Source organism: Ruminococcus sp. AF20-12LB, from assembly GCF_003478985.1.
In the GTDB taxonomy this organism is placed as follows: domain Bacteria; phylum Bacillota; class Clostridia; order Lachnospirales; family Lachnospiraceae; genus Blautia_A.
Genome location: NZ_QUGH01000010.1, coordinates 113,450 through 137,995, shown reverse-complemented (window position 1 = coordinate 137,995; position 24,546 = coordinate 113,450). Strand labels below are relative to the sequence as shown.

At 46.0% G+C, this 24,546-nt stretch carries 19 protein-coding genes and 1 riboswitch; all 19 genes read right to left on the bottom strand.

Going from position 1 to position 24,546, the window contains the following annotated elements; translation table 11 throughout:
* Positions 1-33 precede the first annotated feature (33 nt).
* The 19 genes from DWX61_RS13365 to DWX61_RS13275 all read right to left on the bottom strand — a co-directional run bounded on the left by DWX61_RS13365 (position 34) and on the right by DWX61_RS13275 (position 24,505).
* On the bottom strand, positions 34-1,500 hold the full coding sequence (locus DWX61_RS13365) for an alpha-L-fucosidase (RefSeq protein WP_118625753.1): 1,467 nt from the start codon (positions 1,498-1,500) through the stop codon (positions 34-36).
* Between the two features lie 193 nt (positions 1,501-1,693).
* Positions 1,694-2,404, bottom strand: coding sequence for a lysophospholipid acyltransferase family protein (locus DWX61_RS13360; protein WP_118625751.1), 711 nt, complete (start codon positions 2,402-2,404; stop codon positions 1,694-1,696).
* A gap of 23 nt (positions 2,405-2,427) precedes the next feature.
* Complete coding sequence (locus tag DWX61_RS13355) at positions 2,428-3,057, bottom strand: hypothetical protein (RefSeq protein ID WP_243101222.1); 630 nt, start codon at positions 3,055-3,057, stop codon at positions 2,428-2,430.
* Between the two features lie 15 nt (positions 3,058-3,072).
* Entirely contained in the window at positions 3,073-5,625 is a 2,553-nt protein-coding gene (gyrA, locus tag DWX61_RS13350) for a DNA gyrase subunit A (protein ID WP_118625749.1), read from the bottom strand.
* A gap of 14 nt (positions 5,626-5,639) precedes the next feature.
* Positions 5,640-7,565, bottom strand: coding sequence for a DNA topoisomerase (ATP-hydrolyzing) subunit B (gyrB, locus tag DWX61_RS13345; RefSeq protein WP_118625747.1), 1,926 nt, complete (start codon positions 7,563-7,565; stop codon positions 5,640-5,642).
* Between the two features lie 350 nt (positions 7,566-7,915).
* Positions 7,916-8,905, bottom strand: coding sequence for a 3-isopropylmalate dehydrogenase (locus DWX61_RS13340; protein ID WP_118625801.1), 990 nt, complete (start codon positions 8,903-8,905; stop codon positions 7,916-7,918).
* Positions 8,906-9,345: 440 nt separating this feature from the next.
* Complete coding sequence (gene rsmI / locus DWX61_RS13335) at positions 9,346-10,209, bottom strand: 16S rRNA (cytidine(1402)-2'-O)-methyltransferase (RefSeq protein ID WP_044962018.1); 864 nt, start codon at positions 10,207-10,209, stop codon at positions 9,346-9,348.
* Between the two features lie 819 nt (positions 10,210-11,028).
* Complete coding sequence (locus DWX61_RS13330; protein WP_118625745.1) at positions 11,029-11,769, bottom strand: tRNA1(Val) (adenine(37)-N6)-methyltransferase; 741 nt, start codon at positions 11,767-11,769, stop codon at positions 11,029-11,031.
* On the bottom strand, positions 11,759-12,658 hold the full coding sequence (locus DWX61_RS13325) for a PSP1 domain-containing protein (protein ID WP_118516007.1): 900 nt from the start codon (positions 12,656-12,658) through the stop codon (positions 11,759-11,761). Before DWX61_RS13325 ends, DWX61_RS13330 begins: the two co-directional genes overlap by 11 nt.
* A gap of 1 nt (position 12,659) precedes the next feature.
* On the bottom strand, positions 12,660-13,649 hold the full coding sequence (holB, locus tag DWX61_RS13320; RefSeq protein ID WP_118625743.1) for a DNA polymerase III subunit delta': 990 nt from the start codon (positions 13,647-13,649) through the stop codon (positions 12,660-12,662).
* A 101-nt stretch (positions 13,650-13,750) separates the two neighbouring features.
* A complete protein-coding gene (locus tag DWX61_RS13315; protein ID WP_118625741.1) occupies positions 13,751-14,338 on the bottom strand; it encodes a nucleoside/nucleotide kinase family protein in 588 nt (195 codons plus the stop codon).
* Between the two features lie 76 nt (positions 14,339-14,414).
* The gene (locus DWX61_RS13310) at positions 14,415-15,851 is read right to left on the bottom strand and encodes an aminotransferase class I/II-fold pyridoxal phosphate-dependent enzyme (RefSeq protein ID WP_118625739.1); all 1,437 of its coding nucleotides are present in this window, start codon (positions 15,849-15,851) and stop codon (positions 14,415-14,417) included.
* Between the two features lie 77 nt (positions 15,852-15,928).
* A complete protein-coding gene (locus DWX61_RS13305; protein ID WP_015526575.1) occupies positions 15,929-16,618 on the bottom strand; it encodes a response regulator transcription factor in 690 nt (229 codons plus the stop codon).
* Positions 16,611-17,768 carry a sensor histidine kinase gene (locus tag DWX61_RS13300; protein WP_118625737.1) on the bottom strand — a complete coding sequence of 386 codons (1,158 nt, stop codon included), beginning with the start codon at positions 17,766-17,768 and terminating at the stop codon, positions 16,611-16,613. The genes DWX61_RS13305 and DWX61_RS13300 overlap by 8 nt, the downstream gene beginning before the upstream one ends.
* 259 nt (positions 17,769-18,027) lie before the next feature.
* Positions 18,028-19,215: a methionine adenosyltransferase gene (metK, locus tag DWX61_RS13295; RefSeq protein ID WP_118625735.1), complete on the bottom strand. Its 1,188-nt coding sequence runs from the start codon at positions 19,213-19,215 to the stop codon at positions 18,028-18,030.
* Between the two features lie 86 nt (positions 19,216-19,301).
* Positions 19,302-19,403, bottom strand: a riboswitch (SAM riboswitch).
* A 188-nt stretch (positions 19,404-19,591) separates the two neighbouring features.
* Positions 19,592-21,172, bottom strand: coding sequence for a pilin N-terminal domain-containing protein (locus tag DWX61_RS13290; RefSeq protein ID WP_118625733.1), 1,581 nt, complete (start codon positions 21,170-21,172; stop codon positions 19,592-19,594).
* Positions 21,162-22,082: a class C sortase gene (locus DWX61_RS13285; RefSeq protein ID WP_118625731.1), complete on the bottom strand. Its 921-nt coding sequence runs from the start codon at positions 22,080-22,082 to the stop codon at positions 21,162-21,164. Before DWX61_RS13285 ends, DWX61_RS13290 begins: the two co-directional genes overlap by 11 nt.
* A 3-nt stretch (positions 22,083-22,085) precedes the next feature.
* Complete coding sequence (locus DWX61_RS13280) at positions 22,086-22,946, bottom strand: class C sortase (protein WP_227752307.1); 861 nt, start codon at positions 22,944-22,946, stop codon at positions 22,086-22,088.
* Between the two features lie 158 nt (positions 22,947-23,104).
* Positions 23,105-24,505 (bottom strand): SpaH/EbpB family LPXTG-anchored major pilin, encoded by a 1,401-nt coding sequence (locus tag DWX61_RS13275; protein WP_182434004.1) that lies wholly within the window; start codon positions 24,503-24,505, stop codon positions 23,105-23,107.
* Positions 24,506-24,546: the final 41 nt, after the last annotated feature.

Sequence of the window (24,546 nt, the reverse complement as noted above, 5' to 3'; positions counted from 1 at the left end):
AGGACATTATAATTTACTTGCTTCCCCCAACAGCTATTCTACTGTGATCTTCAATACCACTGGCATATCACCCGCCTCAATAACCCCTCTTCCGCAGGAAATATCCAGTTCTTTATTTCTCGCAAATGCCGGATGCAGATCTGTTCCGAGGATCTCAATATCCCGGATCGTGGATTTCAAAAGCTTCATATCATTGCCAAGAGCTTTGATATGGATTTCTCCATCCTCCGGCCAGTGCAGAACAGTCGCATAAATATGATTGCTCTTACTTGTAAAACGGATATCCTCAGAAGTAAAGTTCTTATCATAGGTATCCGTGAAATGTCCCTCCGGAACTACCGTCGGTCCCTCTCCGAATATCTTCCAGTATCTGGTTCCGTATATTGCCTCTCCGTTTACCTTCAGCCATTTTCCCATTTCTCTCAGGATATATGCATCCTCTTCCGGAATTGTTCCATCCGGCTTCGGTCCGATATTAAGAAGAAGTGCACCATTTTTGCTGACTACATCGATCAGATCCAGCACTACATCGGAAGGCTTCTTATAATCATTTCCAATGGTATAACCCCAGGAATTCTTGGCTACAGAAGTATCATTCTGCCACAGATCCGGTGTGATATGGTCTAACTGCCCTCTTTCCAGATCATTGACTGCGCTGCCGTAAACATATGCGTCAAATTTGGCATCAATGGCTGTTTCTTTTCCCCACTGTGCAGAACGGTTGTAATAATATGCTGCAAATTTACGAAGATACGGTTTCCATGCATACTGCTGTATCCACCAGTCAAAATATACGATGGATGGCTGATATTTATCTACGATCTCGCAGGTGCGGACAAGCCAATCCTGCATATGCTCCTCCGTCGGGGGATTGTCATAAATATCAGTCATATCTCTGGTAATTCCTGCTGCCGGCCCATAAAGATCCGCATATTCCGGATCATTGACATCAGCCTCCGGAATCTGACGACCTCCGTTAAAGAACCAGTAATGCTCTGCTCTGTGAGAAGAAGCACCGAGAACCATTCCCTCTTTCTCAACCTCTGTCTTCAGTTCTCCGAGAATATCTCTCTTTGGTCCCATCTCAGCGGCGTTCCAGCGACAAAGGTCACTGGCATACATCTGAAATCCATCGTGATGCTCCGCTACCGGAACTACGAACTTCGCCCCCGCCTCTTTAAATAATGCCGCCCATTCCTTCGGATCAAACTTCTCAGCCTTAAACTGAGGAATAAAATCCTTGTAGCCGAATTTATCCAGAGTTCCGTATTTCTCTGTATGATGCAGGTTCTCCTTAGAGCCTTTCACATACATATTTCTGGGATACCATTCGTTTCCGAATGCCGGAACACTGTAAACACCCCAGTGGATAAAAATTCCGAATTTATCTCTTGCATACCACTTCGGTACAGGATGCTCACAAAGAGAATCCCAGGTATCCGTGTATGGTCCCTGTGCGATCACCTCATCGATCAGAGAAAGGTATTCTTCTTTTTTCATTTTGTAGTCCTCTTTTATATTTTTTGGTCATTTTCAACAGATGCTTATATGTTACCATCAAACTTTTCGGTTGTATACGTTTGACAATTCACAAATAAAGCGTTTCGTTTTTGTGCAATATATACATTTCAAAAGTAAAAAATACTCCGATGATGTTTTTATTTGAACATCATCGGAGTATTTTCTGTTTTTATCAGATATTCTCTTCGATCACCTTTTCGATCCGTCTCTTCACTTCTTCTGCGATCTCTGTGGTATGCATATCTTTGTATTCCTCATAATACATCGGAGGAAGGATATGCACCTGTACGGTGATCCTCTCTGTAGAACCTGTATCAAAAGCCTTAAAGGAATCGATCAGTGCAACCGGAACGATCGGGCATTTCGTCTTGGTAGCAGTCTTGAAGCTGCCGCCCTTAAACGGTCCCGGATGATTTCCGTTTTTACTTCTGGTTCCCTCCGGAAAGATCAGATAATTACGACCAGCCTTCACTTCCCGTATTACATTGACAATAACCTGCATGGACTGCTTCAGGTCTTCCCTGTCAATGATAAAGGCCTTCATACAGGCAAAAACCTGCTTCAGAAAAGGAATCTCTCCAACTTCCTTCTTTGCAACTACCGAAAAAGGAACCGGGCAGGCCCGGATGATCGCCAGCACATCAAACAGACCCTGGTGATTCGGAAAAAACATAAACCCCTTTTCTCTTGGGATATTTTCAGCTCCATGCACATCAATATGGATATTTCCGCCTTCAATGGCACGCTCATCTACCTGTCTCAGGAATGCGTATTTCTTCTCTTCCGGATAATCATCTGTATGCGCTGCATACCAGCAAAGTTTGATCCACCAGTAAGGAACAAAGACTATATTTCTGAGCACCATCAGTAAAATCCGCTTCATTCTTACATCCTCCCGCCTCTGCTTTATCCGTTCAGTTTCCCTGCGATCTTATCCTCGTATCCCGGATTCTTTTTCAGAAAAACCTCATAAGCTTTTGTATAATCTGTATAGGTTTTCGTAGTCATAAATTTCTGATAGTCTTGGGCAGCCTGTTGGCTGATCTTATCTGAAATCTCAGAAGGCGCATACAGATAATACTTTTTGTCCTGGACCTTTACAAGATAGGTACTGATACATGGATATTCCTGCTCGTTCTCCAGAACAAGATTATAGCGGATATAAACATAAGAATAATTTTTGTTTTCAGAAATGGAGCCACAGCTGTCGATATTTACATCCTTTACTCCATGGGCCTGGAAATATTTTATCGTGGAGGAAATCTCTGTTTTCGCCTCATCCGATAGCTTATCCGCACTGTAACAGCTCTGCATCTTTTTATTCTTGCCTGCTGCTGCCGCTTTGATGTAGCCTTCCACAACTCCCTCCGGAGTTCTGTGGCTGATCTTTCCGCAGCCCCTGGCCGCCAGAACGATCACCAGCAGGATCAAAATGATCCCCGCCAGTGTCGCAATGTGGACAAAATTCAGTTTTTTATTAGAGTATTTCAGCTTCTTTACAGATTTTTTTCTGCGTTTTTTCTTTGTCGTCGTCATGACTTATCCTCGACCTTATTCTTCTTCACTGCCTGTGACAGCTTCCTCTGCAGAGCCTTCTTCGTTATCGCCGGTTTCTCCGTCAGCTTTTTCGGCATTTGTATCTGCTTCCGGATCTTTATCTCTTACCTTGGCGATACTTGCAACGGTTACACCCTCTGTAAGATTGATCATCTTCACACCGGAGGTGATCCTTCCAAGGACAGAGATATCCGCACACTGCAGACGGATAATGATACCCTCTGTAGTGATCATCATAATCTCGTTCTCTTCGTTGACAGCCTTGGCGCCGACAACATTTCCGGTCTTCTCGGTGATCTTGTAGCACTTCACACCCTTACCGCCACGGTTCTGGACAGCAAACTCACTCATGGCTGTACGTTTGCCCATTCCGTTCTCAGAAGCTACAAGCAGATAATCTCCCTGGGTGTTCAGCTGCATGGCAACAACTTCATCACCGTCAGTAAGATTCATACCTCTTACTCCCATGGACGCACGGCCTGTGCTGCGGACATCCGTTTCCTTAAAGCGGATACACTGTCCGTCCCTGGTCACAAGAATAATATCCTTGTTATTATCAGTAGCCTTAACCTCTATCAGCTCGTCATCATCACGGAGAACGATTGCTGTAAGACCTGTCTTACGGACATTCTCGTAATCCTTGATCGGAGTTTTCTTCACAAGACCTTTCTTGGTGGCCATCATCAGATAGTGACCCTCTTCATATTTACGAAGCGGGATCACAGCTGTGATCTTTTCTCCCGGTGCAAGCTGCAGAAGATTGATGATTGCAGTTCCTCTGGCTGTACGACCGGCCTCCGGGATCTCATATGCCTTCAGTCTGTATACACGTCCTGTATTAGTAAAGAACATGAGGTAATGGTGCGTTGTCGTCATCAGAAGCTCTTCGATATAGTCATCCTCAATAGTCTGCATACCCTTGATTCCTCTGCCGCCACGGTTCTGGCTGCGGAAGTTGTCAACGGTCATACGCTTGATATAACCAAGCTTTGTCATTGCGATCACTGTATTTTCTCTCGGAATCAGATCCTCTGTAGAGATATCATATACATCGTATCCGATGGAAGTCTTTCTGTCATCGCCGTATTTCTCTGCAATGGCAAGAATCTCCTCACGAATCACCCTGAGAAGGAGCTTGCGGTCAGCAAGGATTGCCTGGAACTTGCGGATCTTCTCCATAAGCTCTGCATACTCAGCCTCCAGCTTCTCTCTTTCCAGACCTGTCAGTGCACGGAGACGCATATCCACGATTGCCTGTGCCTGCACATCTGTCAGCTCAAAACGGTCGATCAGCTCCTGCTTGGCGATCTGTACGTTGCGGGAACCGCGGATGATGCGGATCACTTCGTCAATATTATCAAGTGCCTTCAGAAGACCCTCCAAAATATGGGCTCTCTCCTGTGCCTTATTAAGATCATACTGTGTTCTTCTGCGAACTACATTCTCCTGATGCTCCAGATAGTACTCCAGCATCTCTTTCAGATTCAGAACCTTCGGTTCCATGCTTCCATGATTCGGAACAAGAGAAAGCATGATCACACCAAAAGTATCCTGCAGCTGTGTATGCTTGTAGAGCAGATTCAGGATCACGTTGGCATTGGCATCCTTGCGAAGATCAATACAGATTCGCATACCCTCACGGCTGGAATGGTCGTTCAGGTCTGTGATCCCATCGATCTTTTTATCACGGACAAGCTCTGCGATCTTCTCGATCAGACGTGCCTTGTTTACAAGGTACGGAAGCTCGGTAACTACGATACGAGATTTACCGTTTGGCAAAGTTTCGATATTTGTCACCGCACGGACACGGATCTTGCCACGTCCGGTACGGTAAGCTTCCTCGATGCCTCTCGTTCCGAGGATGGTCGCTCCTGTAGGGAAGTCTGGTCCCTTTACGATCTCAAGAAGCTCCTCCATAGCTGTTTCTCTGTCTTCTTCCACAATGTTGTCAATGATCTTAACAACTGCATTGATAGTTTCACGAAGGTTATGCGGCGGAATATTGGTTGCCATACCTACCGCAATACCTGTAGTACCGTTTACCAAAAGGTTCGGAAAACGTGCCGGAAGCACAACCGGTTCACGCTCTGTCTCATCAAAGTTCGGCTGAAAATCAACCGTATCCTTGTTGATGTCAGCAAGCATCTCCATGGATATCTTGCTGAGACGTGCCTCTGTATATCGCATGGCAGCCGCACCGTCACCATCCACAGAACCAAAGTTTCCATGTCCATCAACCAGCGGATATCTTGTGGACCATTCCTGAGCCATATTAACCAGCGCACCATAGATGGAACTGTCACCATGCGGATGATATTTACCCATGGTATCACCGACAATACGCGCACATTTTCTGTGTGGCTTGTCAGGACCATTATTCAGCTCGATCATAGAGTACAGAACTCGGCGCTGTACCGGCTTCAGACCGTCTCTTACATCAGGCAAGGCTCGTGAGGCGATAACACTCATGGCATAGTCGATGTAAGATTCCTTCATCGTTTTTTCCAGATCCACTTCGTGGACTTTGTCAAAAATATTATCTTCCATTCTTCTTTATTCTCCTAGATATCAAGATTCTTAACGAATCTTGCATTTTCTTCGATAAATTCACGTCTTGGCTCTACCTTGTCTCCCATAAGAGTGGTAAATGTCAGATCGATCTCAGATGTGGCAGCTTCATCCATGGTCACACGGAGAAGGATTCTCTTCTCAGGGTCCATAGTAGTCTCCCAAAGCTGCTCGGCATCCATCTCACCCAGACCTTTATAACGCTGGATCTTATTGTTTCCGTCACGTCCGATCTCGGTAAGGATATTGTTCAGCTCATTATCGTCATATGCATACCATACCTTTTTGTTCTTCTCCACTTTATAGAGAGGAGGCTGCGCCAGGTATACATATCCCTGCTTGATCAGCTCCGGCATGAACCGATACAGGAAGGTCAGAAGCAGTGTTGCGATATGTGCACCGTCAACATCGGCATCGGTCATAATGATGATCTTGTGATAACGAAGTTTGGAAATATCAAAATCCTCATGGATTCCGGTTCCGAAGGCAGTGATCATTGCCTTGATCTCTTTGTTTCCGTAAATTTTATCCAGACGTGCCTTCTCAACATTCAGGATCTTACCACGAAGTGGAAGGATCGCCTGTGTGGCACGGTTTCTCGCTGTCTTGGCAGAACCACCCGCGGAATCTCCCTCTACGATATAAATCTCACAGTTCTCCGGATTCTTGTCAGAACAGTCTGCAAGCTTTCCCGGAAGTGACATACTGTCCAGTGCGGATTTTCTTCTTGTAAGGTCACGTGCCTTTCTGGCTGCCTCTCTGGCTCTCTGTGCAAGAACAGATTTCTCAACTGTAGCCTTGGCAACTGCAGGATTCTGCTCCAGGAAAATCTCCAGCTGTTTACTTACAACACTGTCTACCGCACCTCTGGCCTCACTGTTTCCAAGCTTCTGCTTAGTCTGACCCTCAAACTGCGGATTCTCGATCTTAACACTGACGATCGCAGTCAGGCCCTCACGGATATCATCACCGCTTAAGTTCGGCTCACTGTCCTTAAGAAGCTTGTTCTTACGTGCATAATCATTAAATGTATTGGTGATTGCATTACGGAAACCGGTAATGTGTGTACCACCCTCCGGTGTATTGATATTGTTTACAAAGCCATAGGTGTTCTCTGTATAGGAGTCATTATGCTGCAGCGCAACCTCTACAGACACGCCGTCCTTCTCACCCTCACAGTAAATGATCTCCGGGTAAAGAGCCTCCTTGCTTCTGTTCAGGTAACTTACAAACTCACGGATACCACCCTCATAGTGGAATACCTTCTCGCGCTCCTGTCCCTCTCTCTTATCCTCCAGTACGATACGAAGACCCTTAGTCAGGAAAGCCATCTCTCGAAGTCTCTGTTTCAGGATATCATAATCATAAACAGTCTCCTCAAAGATCTCCTTGTCCGGAAGGAAATAAACCTTCGTACCGGAAAGCCCCGGATCACAGTCACCTACCACCTTCAGCGGGTACATAGTCTTGCCACGCTCATATCTCTGTCTGTATTCCTTACCCTCTCGGTAGATGGTAACCTCCAGCCATTCGGAAAGTGCATTTACAACAGATGCACCAACACCATGAAGACCACCGGAAACCTTGTATCCTCCACCGCCGAACTTACCGCCTGCGTGAAGAATGGTAAATACAACCTCAACTGCCGGAATACCAGCCTTATGATTGATGCCAACCGGAATACCACGACCATTATCTGTAACTGTAATGGAATTATCCGGATTGATATCTACATGGATCTCCGTACAAAAACCAGCCAGTGCTTCATCGACTGCGTTATCCACGATCTCATATACGAGATGATGAAGTCCACGGCTGGAGGTACTTCCGATATACATTCCAGGCCTCTTACGTACGGCTTCCAGTCCTTCCAGGATCTGGATCTGATCCGCGCCGTATTCTGTATTCTCTGCGCCCATGTCATTCCTCCTGTTCTTGTCATCCGGACGTATTTGAAAATTCATTTCTGCAGAACCATAGCAGCTTCAGAAATTATTACATCAAATCCTGAGCAAGAAAAACTGATCTGTTAATTTCAGAAAATACTGTATTTTCATTTTGCAGAAAGCAATTCTCAAACCCGCTCCGGAAGTGTCATTTATACCTGTAAAATAAATATTTTTTACATACGAATACAGAGTTTATTATAGCACAAAAAAGCCTGTATTTCCACGCAAAATCATAGGAAATACAGGCAAAAAAGTATCTTATTAAATGCAATTTCAAATCATATAGCACAATATGCGCTTAAAATATATGGAATATTCAGCTACTCCAGTAAAAGCCCAAATTCTTTTAACAATTTCTTCTGGTATTCCGGATCTGATGCCGATTTTATAATATCAGACGTTCTGCCCAGCTCAGCAAGGCAGAGGATCAAACTGTTAATACTATGTTCTCCCTGTTGCATTCCCTGCTGTATCCCCTGCTGTATCCCCTGCTGCATTCCCTGCTGCATCCCCTGCTGCATCCCATCCTTTATTCCATCCTGCATTCCAATTCCATAACCTTCATCATAGCCATCCTGTAAACTTTTTCTTATCTTTTCCTCGATCTGATCCTGTATGATCCGATTTAATGCTTCACACATACAATCCGCCTCCCTGAATTTTTCCTCATTAGCCCTTACGATCATCTGCATGACTGATTCGTACAAAGGATTTTTCTGCTTTTCTCTGTATTCATTGAGAAGTCGTTTCATATCTTTCTTATCTTTTATTCTATCAGTCAGACTTCTCAGCCACAGATTTTTCTTCTTCGACAACTGTTCCGTTACAATAACCTGGATTGGGATCTTAGACCCTGTTACGTAATAAATTCCCTCTTCTATCTTTTTTATCCGGCATTTCCAAAACTCCCTCAAATGCCGGAGCATCTTCCGGGGATATGCCCTGCTTACCAAAGAGATCGTAATCTCCTCAATTGGGATTTCATCCTCAGTTACCGTATCTGCTTTATAAAAAAATGCATATCCGCACACCTTATAAAAATCATTGATGCTTATATAATCCGTCGGACTCTTATACTCAATGATATTATATTTCCGGAAGATCCTTCCGATGTTTTTATTAATGGGGATATCGGTCTTCTTTTTGATCACAAGCGCATCGATCTCCATTGGTTTCGTCCCAAGCTGATGCTCATTCTCAAAAATCAGATTCTCCTTTTCTGACTCCAGTTCTATCTGGATATCAGCAAAAAATGCAGGATGCCACTGCCGCAGATTAGAGCTGTTTGTTCTGTTTTTGTTTACGATCATACACGACTCCTCTATTTTGATCTCAAGGAGCCTCATCTGAAAACTCCTGCTGAAAAATGGAAAAAGCATGAATTTTCTGAGATGACAGGCAATCTGCCTGATATATGAAATGTAATAGAAAAATAAGATTATTTTTAGAAAATATGCTTTTACAGCATTTCCATAGAATCCCGGAACTGCTTTTTATTTTTGATAAGATCAGCTTACCACAATATGGTCTGTACTGCAAGCAAATCATTTCGACAAAATCCGTACAGTACTTTTTATATTACTGTTCACTCCGTTCTCAGTAACACGCTTCGCGATGCCAGTGAACAGTAATCTTTTTATTACTATAAAAAAAGCCACATACGCTCCCAAAAAATCCTTGGTCACAGTATGCAGCTTATTCAATCATCCACGATCACGTTATTACGATCCATACCGCAATTTACACCTGATCATTCAGCAGAACCTTCTCCATCCAGAAGCGCCTTATAAATATCCCGCTTGGAAACACCACGATCCTTGGCAGCAAGCTTCATGGCATCCTTCCTGGAATTCCCCTGCTGCTCATACATCGCCACATGCTCCGCAATGGAAATCTCCTCCCAGGAAGCACGCTTCTCCGCCTCCATCTCACTGCGGCTCCTGCCCTCGATCACGAGAACACACTCACCCAACGGCTTCTCATCTTTATAAAAATCCATCAGATCATCGATCGTAGTCCGGAATGCCGTTTCATGCTTCTTGGTCAGCTCTCTGCAAAGAGTCATCCGGCGGTTGCCAAGCGCCTCTCTGAGCTCACCAAGGGTCCTTACAAGCCTGTGAGGCGCCTCATACAGGATAATAGTCCTGGTTTCACAGGAAAGCTCCTCCAGGATTGTTTTTCGTTCTTTCTTATCCGCCGGAAGAAAAGCCTCGAAAGCAAAACGCCTGGTATGCAGGCCTGACAAAGTCAGAGCAGTGATGCAGGCAGCAGGACCCGGAAGTGAAGTCACTTCAATTCCGGCTTCATAGCACATGGCGGCAAGCTCCTCCCCGGGATCCGAGATACCCGGAGTACCTGCATCTGTGATCAACGCAATGTTTGTACCTGCCAGCAGCTTTTCCACAAGGACATGGCCCTTATCTATCTTATTGTATTCGTGGTAGCTGGTCATGGGGGTTTTTATATCAAAATGATTCAGCAGTTTTATGCTGTTGCGGGTATCCTCCGCAGCGATTAAATCCACTTCCCGAAGGGTTCTTAGTACTCGAAGGGTGATGTCTTCGAGGTTTCCTATGGGGGTGGCACATAAGTATAGTTTTCCGTTTTGTTTCATATTTGCCTCTTTTCTCGCTTGACCGCGGGGAGTTTTTTTCCACTTGGCCGTGGGGGTTTCCGCTTGACCGCGGGGATTTGTTTAAGTTTGGAAGCTTTGAAAACCGCAAAGGGGCCGCAAAGCCGCGCCCCCTCTGCACACCCCTTGGGCTTTTTTTAAGTAGTGCAAGGGATTCGTTGTTCTTATTTGTTGACTTGTGTCTGTATTCTTCGATACTCAACGCACTACGCTATGCCGATATTATTTTATTTCTTCACTTTCTCAGTGATTCACTTCTGGCAAGGTGTCTGTATTCTTCGATACTCAGCGCGCTGCTCTATGCCGATATTATTTCATTTCTTCACTTTCTCCGTGATTCACTTCTGGCAAGGTCTCTGTATTCTTCGATACTCAGCGCGCTACTCTATGCCGATATTATTTCATTTCTTCACTTTCTCTATGATTCACTTCCGGCAAGGTGTCTGTATTCTTCGATACTCAGCGCACTACGCGCTGCGATCTCTCGCTTTGAATCTCAGGTGAGGGGAGGCAGGCTGCTGGTGGTGACGTTAGCGGAGCCCCCGTCAGCGAGGTGAGGATAGCTGCTGCCACCGAGCGCACTGTTTGAGCGAAGCGAGTTTGCGCGAATGGCAGCAAACCGGCGCCGCAGCCGAGCAGGGGGCGCAGCGTGTCACCACCAGCAGCCTGCCTCCCCTCGCCGTCCCTTCACCAACCGAAGTACCACAGCCACCCAATCTCTCACAACCAACCAAACAACCAAACAAACAACCAAACAAACAACCAACCAGGCAGCCTCCCTAAGCCACAACATCACAACATTCACACCATCCGATACAACTCCAAAACATCCTCCGTATAAACCCCCGGCCGCTCATAAACCACCAGCGGCCGCTCAACCCGAATTCTGGAATTCCCGCCCTTACAAGCCTCGATCAACACCATATTCGGCTCCTTATCAATAAAAGGATACACCAGCTGCATCCTCTTAGGCTCCAGCTTATACTTCGTCAAAGTCGCCATCAGCTCCACAAACCGAAACGGCCTGTGCACCAGAAAAAACCGCCCCCTGTCCTTCAGGACCCGGGCAGCCTGACAAGCCACATCATCAAACGAACACAAAATCTCATGCCTCGCGATCGCCTTCGGAAGATGCGGATTCGTCAACCCATGCTGCCCGATCATATACGGCGGATTACACGTCACCACATCAAAAGAAGCCGCCCCAAAAATCCCGGCAGCCTCCCTGATATCACCCTCAACGATCCGAACCTTGTCCTCAAGACCATTATACCTCACACTACGGTCAGCCATCTCCGCACACTCATGCTGAATCTCCAGCCCCGTGAAATGCTCCCCATCCGTACGATCAGAAAGCAAGATCGGAATGATCCCCGTACCGGTCCCCATATCCAGAGCAACCTCACCCCTCTTCACCCGGGCAAAGCCAGACAACAGAACCGCATCCATCCCAAAGCAAAACTTCTTCGGATCCTGGATCACAAACAACCCATTCTGAAGATCATCCACACGCTCACCGCAATAAACCAGATCACTTCTCATTCGGCTTCGAATCTCCCTTTTTAACCTCTTTCTCCTCGTGGTCAGCAGAACCGGCACCACCCTTACCCTTTTTTCTCTTAGGGCGGAACCTCAGATCACGGACCGGAAACTCCTGAATCTCCTTCTCGTCATTCACCTCAACCACGATCTTAACCATCTGCCGGAGAACATTCACACTCTGGACCGTACCCGAAACACCCTGCGGCGTCGTCACAATATCACCGATACCCGGAAGATTCCGGTTCAGCTCCTCATAAGTCTCCTGCTCATTCTTCAGACAGCACATCAGACGACCACAAACACCTGAAATCTTCGTCTGGTTCAGAGAAAGATTCTGCTCCTTCGCCATCTTAATGGAAACCGGCGCAAACTCCGAAAGATACGTATGACAGCAAAGCGTCCTTCCACAAATACCAATACCGCCAAGGATCTTCGTCTCATCACGGACACCGATCTGACGAAGCTCGATCCTAGTCTTAAACACAGACGCCAGATCCTTAACCAGCTGCCGGAAATCAATACGGCCATCCGCTGTAAAATAAAACAGCACCTTGTTATTATCAAAGGTATACTCCGCATCGATCAGCTTCATCTCAAGCCCATGCTCACGGATCTTCTTCTTGCAGATCTTAAAAGCCTCTTTCTCCTTCCGGCGGTTCTCAGCCTCATGGTCCTCGTCCTCCTTCGTTGCAACACGGAGAACCTCCTTCAGCGGATGGACCACCTCGTCCTCCTTCACGCTGCGCGGCTCCAGGACAACACGGCCATACTCCACACCACGGGCAGTCTCCACGATCACATGATCGCCAACCTTCACCTTGTAATTCTTAGGATTAAAATAATAAATCTTACCAACGTTACGAAATCTGACTCCAACTACCTTTTCCATTCTATTTCTCCCTAATTGTCAGGAACAGGAGCTCCAGGGCAAGTTCGAGATTAACATTGGCACGGAGACGCACCTTCGTCTTCTCCAGTGCCTCAAGGATTTTTTCGATATTCTCATAAGAACGCTCGCTGGCCTGCTCTCTGATAAAATTAATCTCCTGTTTAAAAACCAGGTTGTCAATTTCCCTTGTTGCCTTAAACATCAGAACATCGCGGAACCAGAACTGGAAAATATCCAGATAATCATTGATATTATTCTTATCAGCAGTCAAAGTCTTGATCGCCTCTGTCAGCTCATAAACCTCCATGGAATTGGCATATTTCAAAATCTTCAGGGCATTGGCAGTCATATCCGCAAACTCCTGAGAAGTAGCAGCCTCCTTCGCCTTGCCGATACTGCCCTGCGCATAAGACGCATCGATCTCAGCCTGATAATCCGGCACCTGAAGATGCTCCATCAGATATTCCTTCACAAGACTGTCATCCACCACCTTCAGATCCAGACGCACACATCTGGAACGGATCGTAGGAAGAAGACTGTCGATATTGCTTGTCAGCAGCATGATCACCGCATATTCCGGCGGTTCCTCGATAGTTTTCAAAATGGCATTCTGCGCCTGCACCGTCATCATCTCCGCATCCGGAATGATATATATCTTATACGGACTGCAGTACGGCTTGATATCCACATCACGCACAACCTGGTCACGCACCTCGTCAATGCTGATGCTTCCTGGCTTCTCATGAGTTACTGTAATGATATCCGGATGATTCTTGCCGATCACCTTCTTACAGGAATCACAAGTCATACACGGTTCAGACTCTCCCGATTCACACTGCAGTGCTGCCGCAAAAGTCCCCGCAAGAAGCTTCTTGCCGGCTCCCGGTTCCCCTGTAAAAATATAAGAGTGGGATACCTTCCCTGTCTCTATCGCATTCTTCAAATGCCTGATTATATCGTCATGGCCGATGATGTCATGAAATCCTGCCATAAGAATCACCTCTTTCTGCCTTTTGTGCCCTCCGTTATACCCGGCGGACATCTTTCAACTAATTATAACATAATCTTCTGTATAAAAAAAACTATTTTTCCTTATTGTACAGATTTTATATAATTTACGATCTCCTTCACACATTCATCCAGATTATGATTCTCAAAACGCTTCCATATACCTGCTTTAAGAATATTTTCCTCGGAAAAATCATTCTGGTCTGCCAGAAAACGCCTGCACATCTCCTCGTACTTCGGCACCTCCTGAGTCTTCTCCCTGGCAAGCGCACGCTCCAGACGCTCTCCGTCTTCCACCTCTATATAAATAGGCCACATCACTTCATTGCCGTAATACTCCCGGAGCCTCACAAAAGACTCCAGTGTACCGATCCCCAGATAGCTGTCATTACCCACAGACACCTGCCCGTCATCCGCAGTAAAATATGTCCACGGCCCGTAAACCGTCTGATAAGTACGCGCCTCGATCAGCTTCCCGTTTCTTCGGAACTCCTTCAGTTTATTCTCATCTGCAAAAAAATATTCTCTCCCATTCACCTCTCCATCCCGAATCGGACGGGTAGTATAGATCACAAGCCGCTTAAGCCCCAGCTCCTGATCCCCCTCTAGCTGTCTGTAAATACTGTCCTTACCGGAAGAGCTTTTTCCCATAATGTAAAAAATCTTTCCCATATGTCTCCTCTGCTGCATATGCGTTACTATACACGCTCTGCTCCGTAATACACAGAGCAGTCTGCTGCCACGCACCTCACTCATTTCTCACAACACATACCGTCTCACTGGTCTGGTCGCTCAGGCCCTGGACCTCAAAGCCCTGTTCCAGGTATCTTCTCACATTTTTTACGAAATGTCCAGAAATCTGTTCCCCCGGAACGATCAGCGGGATCCCCGGCGGATAAAGATACGCAAACTCCCCGGACGTCCGTCCGATACACTCATCCAGCGGACACCGCTCACTCTCCGCATCCATAGCCTGGGAGATCCGCATGACCTGCTTCATTTTTCCGTTTTTCAAGGGCGCTCTCTCCACAGCCTCTTCTCTGTATTTTAACGATTCACGACGGTCGATCTCTTCAATAGCATCACAAAGCCGCTCAAAGCCCTCCGCAGTATCACCCACAGCCGCCAGCGCCAGCACATAATTCTCCGCCTCCATCTCCATTTCCAGATGAAACTCACTCCGGAGGATCTGATGCAGCTCCCGGCCGTTCAGCGAACTGTTCACAGTAGAAAGCAATATCTTGGATCTGTCAAAATCAAAAACTCTCTGGCACTCACAGGCCTGCGGCGTCACCAGCCGGATATACTTACACTCGGAAAGACGCCTGCGTGCTTTTTCCAGATTCTCCGTAAACACACGGAACATCTCATCCCCCTCACGCTCCAGCTTATCCATGCACGCATCAATGCTGCTCATAAGAATATAAGAAGGACTGCTGCTCTGATAGATTCCCAGGAAACGCTTCAGTTTTTCCCGGCTCACCCGCTCACTGCACAGATGGATCACCCCCGTCTGAGTCAGACAGGGCAGCGTCTTATGCACACTGTTGATCACCACATCCGCACCAAGCTGCGCCGCAGACACCGGAAAATAATCCGAAAACCGAAAATGCGCCCCGTGAGCCTCATCAACGATCAACGGCACACCATAGTGATGCGCGATCTCCGCGATCCTCGCCACATCCGACACGATCCCGTCATAAGTCGGCGAAGTGATCAGCACCGCCTGGATCTCCGGATTTTCCGCCAGATACATTTCCACACGGCCGGGTGAAATCCCTCCGTTTATCCCCAATTTCGGATCTTCATGTGGATAAATATACGTAGCACTCAGATCCCGCAGATAAATCGCATGGTAAACCGCCTTATGACAGTTCCTTGCCACCAGAATCTGTCCACCCTTATCCACAGCCGCAGACACCGCCGCCAGAATCGCCCCGGAGCTTCCATTAATACTGTAAAAACTCTCCGGCACACCATAAAGCCGTGCAGCATCCTCCTGGGCCCTTTTCAAAATATCCTCAGCATGATGCAGGTTATCAAACCCGTCAATCTCCGTAATATCTCTCTCCACCGGAAAATCCCCCTCCACAGCCAGCGGATTCCTCTTATGCCCTGGCATATGAAATGGATAAAAATCACTCTTACCATACGCTTCCAGTTTCTTGTATAATCTGTCTTCCATAGTTCGTCCTTTTCATCTTAAAAACAAGGAGGGGCTATCACCAGACGATATTCCCCTCCATTTTTATCATATTTCTATCACACCTTAAACCGGTACCCCACACCCCAGATCGTCTCAATATACTGCGGCTTGGCCGTATTAAACTCGATCTTCTCACGGATCTTCTTGATATGCACCGTAACTGTAGCGATATCACCCACAGACTCCATATCCCAGATCTCCCGGAAAAGCTCCTCCTTGGTAAAAACCCTGTTCGGATTCTCAGCCAGAAAAGTCAAAAGATCAAACTCCTTGGTAGTAAACGTAGTTTCCTCACCATTGACCCACACACGCCTGGCCGTCTTATCGATCTTAATACCACGGATCTCGATCACATCATTCTTATGCACATTGGAACCAACCAGCCGGTTATAACGCTCCATATGCGCCTTCACACGTGCAACCAGCTCACTTGGGCTGAACGGCTTGGTCATATAATCATCCGCACCAAGACCCAGTCCGCGGATCTTATCGATATCATCCTTCTTGGCAGAAACCATAATGATCGGCGTATTCTTCTCCTCACGGACCTGCCGGCAGATATCGAAGCCATCCACCTCCGGAAGCATCAGATCCAGGATGATCAGATCAAACTCCTCCTTCATGGCACGTACAAGCCCCGTATCACCACGGTTCTCGATCTCCACCTCAAAACCCGAAAGCTCCAGGTAATCCTTCTCCAGATCCGCGATCGCTTCCTCATCCTCTATGATCAAAATCCTACTCATTCATCGGTACCTCCTGATATTTTCTGAGAACAAAATACATGATCGTTCCGATTCCCAGCCGGCTTGTGGCCCAGACCTTTCCACCATGATCCTCCATGATCTTCTTTACGATGGAAAGTCCGATACCGCTTCCTCCCTTGGAAGAATTCCTGGAAACATCGGTACGGTAAAAACGGTCAAAAATATACGGCAGATCCTTGGCGGCAATACCCTTGCCGTTATCCTCGATCTCCACCTGGATAAAATCACCCACATCCTTCACCCGGAGCTGGATGATCCCCCTTGGCTTCTCCATATACTTAATGGCATTACTCACAATATTATGGATCACACGGCGGATCTGCTCACCATCCGCAATAACCTGCACACCCTTCTCCACATAATTGGCATACACAAGCTCGATCCCCCTGGTCTCCATCTCAAGCCCAAGCTCCTCCGCACAATCCGAAAAATAATCCTCCACATTCAGCTTGCTGAACGTATACGGAATACGGTTGGTATCGATCTTGGAATAAAAGGTCAGCTCATTGATCAGATGATCCATCTCATTGGTCTTATTATAAATGGTACGCACATACCGGTCCATCTTCTCCGGCGTATCCGCCACACCATCCATGATTCCCTCCACATAACCCTTCACCGCAGTGATCGGCGTCTTCAGGTCATGGGAAATATTGCTGATCAGCTCCTTATTCTCCTTATCCATCAGGATCTTCTCTTCCGTGGACTCCTTCAGACGCTTACGCATCTCCTCAAAATCCTGGCAAAGCTGGGAAAATTCATCATTCCCCTCAACCTCCAGCACAAAATCCAGATTCCCCTCCTTGATGTTCTTGGTAGCCTTCTTAAGCTTCACCAGCGGAACCGCAATACTCCTGTAGATCCACAGCCCTACTGACAAAGCAGTAAAAACAAGAATGATCGTTGCCGTCAGGATCATATCCTTGGCCATCAGCTTCACCTGGTTACTGGAAGACTGCGCCAGAGAAATATCATAGACCATCTGGCTGGAATCCGAAGCCTGGCTGCTGCTCTCCTGCACATGCCTCGCCTGCGTCTGGCTGAACCCGTACAGACTTGCGGAAAAAAGAAGCAGCGGCAGCAGGATGATCGCAACGAAGCCCACAATAATACGCGTCTTTAACTTCATCTGTATCTCCGTCCTTTATAAATTCACACATTCGCATACACGTATTATAACATAAACTATATTCCCTATCTCTAAATTTTCTATAAAAAAGCCCCATCTCACCATGCAAGAAGCCCCCGGTATTGGCACTACCGGGGGCTTCACTCTTTGTTCTTTTGGAACTATTACTATCTCTTTTGCCTAATGGCATTATATCATATGCATTTCTTAAAATCAATATTCCTGCCAAAAGGATATATAAATATTTTTTTTGACTCTCTTACAGATACTTCTTCAAAGTCTCAACCTTGTCCAGATGCTCCCATGGAAGATCAACATCTGTACGGCCGAAATGACCATAAGCAGCAGTCTGCTTGTAGATCGGACGGCGAAGGTCAAGCATCTTGATGATACCAGCCGGACGAAGATCAAAATTCTCACGAACGATCTCAACAAGCTTAGTCTCAGAAAGCTTACCTGTTCCGAAGGTATTCACACTGACAGAAGTCGGATGAGCAACACCGATCGCATAGGAAAGCTGGATCTCACACTTGTCAGCAAGACCAGCTGCAACAATGTTCTTTGCAACATAACGTGCAGCATAAGCAGCAGAACGGTCAACCTTTGTGCAGTCCTTACCGGAGAAAGCACCGCCGCCGTGACGTCCTGTTCCGCCGTAGGTATCAACGATGATCTTACGTCCTGTCAGACCACTGTCACCGTGAGGTCCGCCGATAACAAAACGACCTGTCGGATTGATGAAATACTTGGTATCAGCATCAACCATATCAGCCGGAATGATCGCATCAAAAACATACTTCTTAATGTCCTCATGGATCTGCTCCTGAGTAACATCCGGATCATGCTGTGTAGAGCATACGACAGCATCGATTCTCTTCGGCTTGCCGGCCTCATCATACTCAACAGTAACCTGAGTCTTTCCATCCGGTCTTAAATATTTCAGAGTGCCGTCCTTACGAACCTTTGTCAGCTGCTGAGCAAGCTTGTGAGCCATGTTGATGGCATATGGCATATACTCCTCAGTCTCATTGGAAGCATAACCAAACTGAAGACCCTGGTCACCGGCACCGATGGAATCCAGTTCGTCCTCATTCATATCGTCCTCTTTCTGCTCAAGAGCCTTATCAACACCCATAGCGATATCTGTGGACTGCTTGTCAAGTGATGTGATAACCGCACAGGTATTTGCGTCAAAGCCATAATCCGCATTGTCATATCCGATCTCACGGATAGTATCACGAACGATCTTCTGGATATCAACATTAGCCTTGGTTGTGATCTCACCCATAACAAGTACAAGACCTGTTGTAGTAGCAGTCTCGCAGGCAACACGGCTCATCGGATCCTGTGCCATCATAGCATCAAGGATCGCATCAGAAATAGAGTCGCAGACCTTGTCAGGATGACCCTCAGTTACAGATTCAGACGTAAATAAAATTTTCTCCATAATCTTCTCCTTTTGTAATAAAACAACGGTTATACACATAAAAAACAGCCCGTACAATCCGGACTGTTTAAGTTCTGTAAACAATCCTCTTATTGTTCGATTGCTCGCTCAGGTTGGCACCTTCCTGGATTCTCCGGGGTTGCCGTGGCTTCACAGATCCTTTGTATCTCCACCACTCTGAATAAAAGGCTATCTTTTATGAAATTTACTGCAACACATACAATATACTTATCATACCAAAATGTCAAGAGCAATTTTCGATAAAAAATATCACCCGTTACTTTTTCATCCCCAATACGTAAATATTCCAAAAAAAGAACCGGGCATCCACATCGCCCGGTTCTTCCATCGATCATCCTTCAGAATGATCCGTTATTTATTTTTTCTTCTTTCTCCTAACTCCATAAGCTGCACCACCGCCAACAATGATCGCTGCTGCAAGGATTCCAACCCATACGCCGATCGGTGTATCATCGCCGGTCTTTACAGAACGTCTTGCTGTACCGCTGGTATCGTTCGGAGCTGTTCCGCCCGCTGTGCCGTTATTCGGGATCGGAGTGATCCGATCATTTCCACCATGATTTCCACCAGGTGTAACAGTCGGAATCGGTGTCGGCTCGGAAGAAAGACTGTTGGTGATCTCTTTTGTTACAGTATATCGGTTATCATTATTCAGTGTAACCTCACCCTGACCGGTAACTGTATACTTAAAGGTATCATCATCAACCGGATTTCCATCCTTATCCGTCTCCAGAACAGTATAAGTAACACTGTTGATCTCCTGATCCTTTGGAAGATCCAACATTACCTCAACACTACCATTCTGTTTCAGAGTCACTACCTTCTCAAGCGTCAGCTCACCGTTACTCTCAGTGGAGAACACACCTGCATAGAACGTATCATCCACAGTAGAAGCAACACCATCGATCATCACATTCTTCTTAATGTTGATAAATCCGTTACGGCTGAATATATCGGAAATCTTTGTATAATAGTTATTTACATAAGCCGCAGCCTCAGCAGCACCACTATCTCCACCGATCACAACCTGGTTGGACTTCTCTTCACTCTCACCATTCGGCTTCGTTACATTGTAATAGTAAAGATTCTCCTCATCCACCTCGATCTTCGTATTCTGCTGAAGAAGCTTTCCGTCCTCATCCAGCTCAAATACATAATAGGTGCCATCCGGAACATCCGTCCATGTAGCTGTACCACTGGAAGCATTCTGGATATGGATATCCTGTAAATAATCATCACGGAACGGGATATTACCTTCCTGATCCGAAAAAACGCCAACCTTATAAGTTACATCCTCCTTCGTTTCCAGAGGAATCACATTGTCGTTCTCATCAACATTATAGATTCTCTTCGTAACCTGGATCTGTCCCCGCTGTTTCGTCGAAGTCTTCGGATATGCCTGCACATCATACATCCAGCCCTGCTCCTGATCTGCAAAAGGAACGGAGATCAGCATCGGTGAAACCGCAACACTGCTGTTCGCATCTGTCTGCACCACCAGATACATGCCCTCAGCCAGATCGGTAACAGTAATATTACCCTCTGCATCAGAGGTTCTGGACAGACCCCACACATCCACGCTTCCGCTGCTGATCATATCTGCCAGCTGCCCTGCTGCTTCATACCAGCCGTCAGCCGTCGTGATGGAATCAAAATCGATTGCTGCGGCAGCCAGTGCCTCATCCAGCACGAAATGCACATTACCATCAAAATTCACACTGCCAACCTTGTAGATCGTCAGCTCTACATCCTGCAGCGGAGTCTGGTTTCCCTCCTCATCCGCCTGCTGAACCGTCAACGTCAGATTACCTGTTTTTCCAGCTTCATAATCCCCGGCGAAAACCGGCTGCAAAACACTCGTGACCAGCATAGCCGTCAGCATCAGAACAGCCAGAAGGCTCCGGAATATTTTCCCTTGCTTTCTTCTATTTTTCATCGCTCTCTGCCTCCTCTTTCCTTTCTGAAAGCTGTTTCATTCTGCGTTTTTTATCCTTGCGGCGGACAATCAGGTAAATCAGCAGAATCAGAATAACAAGCGCTGCCGCACCGCCGGCAAGAACCCTCTTCGGATCCACAACCGCAAGCTTCTGCGGAATCGTTTCGTCATTCTTAGTAACTTCTTCCTCCACATACTTCGTCCGAATACCACGAACAAGAAGTCTGTGGGTATTCACCGCATAAGGCGTACACGTAACCAGTGTCACATGATCCTCGCCCTCAACAATATCCAGGTCACTGGTCTCATCCGGAAGCACCGTCTTGATCTGATCCACCTTGTAGGCCAGATGCTTGCCAAGAATGTTCAGGATAAAAATATCTCCCTTTTCCATCTGATCCAGATCTGTAAAAAGCTTCGCATTCGGAAGACCTCGATGCGCCGCCAGAACCGCATGGGTGCTCTTGCCTCCGATTGGAAGACTGGTGCCCTCCACGTGGCCCACACCCTTTTCCAGCACGGTCTTGCTCAGTCCGTGATAGATAGCCAGCTTCGCTTTGATCTTTGGAATCTCGATACTGCCCATCAGTCCGTCACCGTTAGGATCCAGGACTCCGTCATAGGGATGACTCAGCTCATAAGTATCCTCTTCCTCAAAAGCATCTACAATGGCATTCACCGGATGCTCGGCATTGTACTCCTTCGCCTCTTTCCACAGCCTGTCATAGTCATTGTCCGAAAGCTCCGTTACCGCTTCCTCGTACTTACTGACCAGCTGGGCGTTACGGTACTGGTTCCACATATCACTGATCGTAGGATAAAGGAACACCCCCGCCCCCGCCAGAAACACCAGGGCGATAAAAATGTTCAGGACAACATTACTCTTTTTCTTTTTTTTCTTTTTAGCCATAAATCATTTCCTGCGTCGTTTTTTGTTCTGAACAGAATTGATACCGGCAACCAGGATCACCGCGATCACAATTCCGATCACAACACAGAGAGCAAGCATCGGAAGCGTCGGATTGGTGATTCCGGTAACCTTCTTCTCTGTTTTCTGAACCGCCTTCGCAGCCTTCATCGGAACTCTGTGTCCCCTCACCAGAAGCCTGTGCGTATTCACCGCATAAGGCGTACACGTAACCAACGTTACATAATCATCCCCATCCGTGATACCCAGAGACTCTGTCTGCTCCGGAAGAACGGTAAGAATCTGATCCACCTCGTAGGCAAGAGTCTTACCCAGCACATGCAGGTAAAAAACATCTCCCTCTTCCACAAGATTCAGATCTGTAAAAAGTTTCGCACTTGGAAGTCCTCTGTGTGCCGACAAAATACAATGAGTACTCTTGCCGCCAACCGGAAGACTGCTGCCGAACAAATGACCGGCACCCTTCTCCAGAGACTCATCTGTCGTGTAATGATAGATTGGAATGCTCACATCGATCACAGGAATCTCCACATACCCCATCATTCCATCACCATTCAGGTTCAGAAGAGACTCATATGTACTGTCCGTCTGGCCATCCCTCACGGAAAAAGCATCCGGCACACTTTCCTGCTTGATCTGTTCGTTATACTCCTGCGCTGCCTTCCACATGCTGTCAATCTTCTCCGAATTATCATCCGAAGAAACACTGCTGCTATAATTACTGATCAGCAGGCTGTCCCTGTACCGGTTCCAGGCATCACTGACCATTGGATACAGCAGTATGGACAACCCTATCAGAAACAGCAAACCAAGTCCAATATAATTTTTCTTCTTATTCTTTCTCATAGGTTTCTCCATACTGTTGTATTACCATCCCGGCCCCCGAAAGGGCCGGGCGGTAATGATTTCTTCAACAGAATAATCAGAAACTATTCTGTTTTAATACTTGCTTTGTCGTTGCTTATAAATAATTTTTGAATTGAATCAATCCGGCAATCAAACGATTACTCCTCAGATCCTTTTCTGCGGCTGATGAAGAAAGCACCAGCAGCGCCAGCCATAACTACAACACCGATGATAGTGAAGAGGTATGTTCCCATGCCACCTGTGGATGGAAGGGAGGAAAGTTTAGTATTGACAAATTCACCTGCATTAATAGTTACTTCATCATTCTCATTTGCTTCAATTGTAAATGCTTTATTATCAGAATTTACTTTATAACCTGTCGGTGCTTTTGTCTCTTTGAATTCATAGTTGCCTTCATCAAGACCTGTAACTTTTAATGTACCGCTTGTTGCTACTAATGTAGTTGTAGCATCAGTTTCTCCCTCCAGAGCAACCTTGTACTCACCATCTTTTACTTTCACAACATTAATTAGTGTTTTTGTTGCCTCAGCACCTTCTTCTTTAGCAGGAGTTACCTTTAATAACTGGAACTCTGCGCCATTCAGTATATTTTTATTTGTGTCAACTTTCCTTAAAGTAACATTTCCCATAAAACCATTTACTTTACTCGGAGTATACACAACAGTATCTGCACTTGCTGTAGCACTGTTGTTATATGTGTGATCATCTTCTACAACTGCACTATATTGTACTACAACCGTTGCACCAGCCGCTGTACCTTCAATAAATTCACTTAAATCTACAGTATATTCAATCTTACCTTCGCTATTCTTAGTAGCAATTGCTTTATTAGCTGCAATGTTTTTCGTAGCACCAGCAATTGTAATGTTTTCAATTTTAAAACTGTCTTTAGCTAATCCTGTAGAAGTATCTGTAATTTTAAATTCTTTTAAATCCTCATTTTTTTCATTTTTCTTTGGTGCCATCTGTGTAGTTACTTTAAAGTTTACACGCTGTCCTCTGTGAACAAACTTATCATCTGTCTCTTTTGTAACCTTATATTCTGACATTTTAGCAACTACATCAGCTGATTTACTAGCCATATAAGTATTACCGTTTTTATCATAGGTATTAGCTACCATAAGACTATAAGTACCTTTGGAATCAAATGCACGAATAACATATGCACCGATTGGAAGATTCTTAAATGTATAGCTTGTTCCGGATTCTGTTGCAGTAAAATCTATATTTTGCTGTTTATCTGCTGCATTTTTTAATCCATCAGAATCAATAATCGTGAATGCACCGCTCTTAGAATCTTCTGAAACATAATTTTTAGCCCAATCAACGACCTTCCATGTCTGATTGCCATTTTCCACATCAAGATAAATAATATTATACACATTCAATGTAGTCTCTACATCAGCTGCTAAATTTGTAACAGTAATATTAGCTTTGTATTCACCTTCTACCTTATCTGCAAATACCGCTGTGCACATAGACAGTACCATAACCGCTGCCACTAATAATGCACCAATCTTTTTAAATAAATTTTTCATAAGGTTTGCTCCTTTCTTTCTCTGCATTTTTCTTTTTCGCC

Bases quoted from the DNA above. Each gene is read 5' to 3' on its own strand.
- gyrB (WP_118625747.1), bottom strand. From the start codon at position 7,565: ATGGGCGCAGAGAATACAGAATACGGCGCGGATCAGATCCAGATCCTG.
- DWX61_RS13285 (WP_118625731.1), bottom strand. From the start codon at position 22,082: ATGGCTAAAAAGAAAAAAAAGAAAAAGAGTAATGTTGTCCTGAACATT.
- DWX61_RS13315 (WP_118625741.1), bottom strand. From the start codon at position 14,338: ATGGGAAAGATTTTTTACATTATGGGAAAAAGCTCTTCCGGTAAGGAC.
- DWX61_RS13330 (WP_118625745.1), bottom strand. From the start codon at position 11,769: ATGAGAAGTGATCTGGTTTATTGCGGTGAGCGTGTGGATGATCTTCAG.
- DWX61_RS13355 (WP_243101222.1), bottom strand. From the start codon at position 3,057: ATGACGACGACAAAGAAAAAACGCAGAAAAAAATCTGTAAAGAAGCTG.
- DWX61_RS13325 (WP_118516007.1), bottom strand. From the start codon at position 12,658: ATGGAAAAGGTAGTTGGAGTCAGATTTCGTAACGTTGGTAAGATTTAT.
- metK (WP_118625735.1), bottom strand. From the start codon at position 19,215: ATGGAGAAAATTTTATTTACGTCTGAATCTGTAACTGAGGGTCATCCT.
- DWX61_RS13280 (WP_227752307.1), bottom strand. From the start codon at position 22,946: ATGAGAAAGAATAAGAAGAAAAATTATATTGGACTTGGTTTGCTGTTT.
- DWX61_RS13290 (WP_118625733.1), bottom strand. From the start codon at position 21,172: ATGAAAAATAGAAGAAAGCAAGGGAAAATATTCCGGAGCCTTCTGGCT.
- DWX61_RS13305 (WP_015526575.1), bottom strand. From the start codon at position 16,618: ATGAGTAGGATTTTGATCATAGAGGATGAGGAAGCGATCGCGGATCTG.
- DWX61_RS13365 (WP_118625753.1), bottom strand. From the start codon at position 1,500: ATGAAAAAAGAAGAATACCTTTCTCTGATCGATGAGGTGATCGCACAG.
- DWX61_RS13310 (WP_118625739.1), bottom strand. From the start codon at position 15,851: ATGGAAGACAGATTATACAAGAAACTGGAAGCGTATGGTAAGAGTGAT.
- rsmI (WP_044962018.1), bottom strand. From the start codon at position 10,209: ATGAAACAAAACGGAAAACTATACTTATGTGCCACCCCCATAGGAAAC.
- gyrA (WP_118625749.1), bottom strand. From the start codon at position 5,625: ATGGAAGATAATATTTTTGACAAAGTCCACGAAGTGGATCTGGAAAAA.
- holB (WP_118625743.1), bottom strand. From the start codon at position 13,649: ATGGCAGGATTTCATGACATCATCGGCCATGACGATATAATCAGGCAT.
- DWX61_RS13340 (WP_118625801.1), bottom strand. From the start codon at position 8,905: ATGATCGTAAACAAAAACAGAACAAACAGCTCTAATCTGCGGCAGTGG.
- DWX61_RS13300 (WP_118625737.1), bottom strand. From the start codon at position 17,768: ATGAAGTTAAAGACGCGTATTATTGTGGGCTTCGTTGCGATCATCCTG.
- DWX61_RS13275 (WP_182434004.1), bottom strand. From the start codon at position 24,505: ATGAAAAATTTATTTAAAAAGATTGGTGCATTATTAGTGGCAGCGGTT.
- DWX61_RS13360 (WP_118625751.1), bottom strand. From the start codon at position 2,404: ATGAAGCGGATTTTACTGATGGTGCTCAGAAATATAGTCTTTGTTCCT.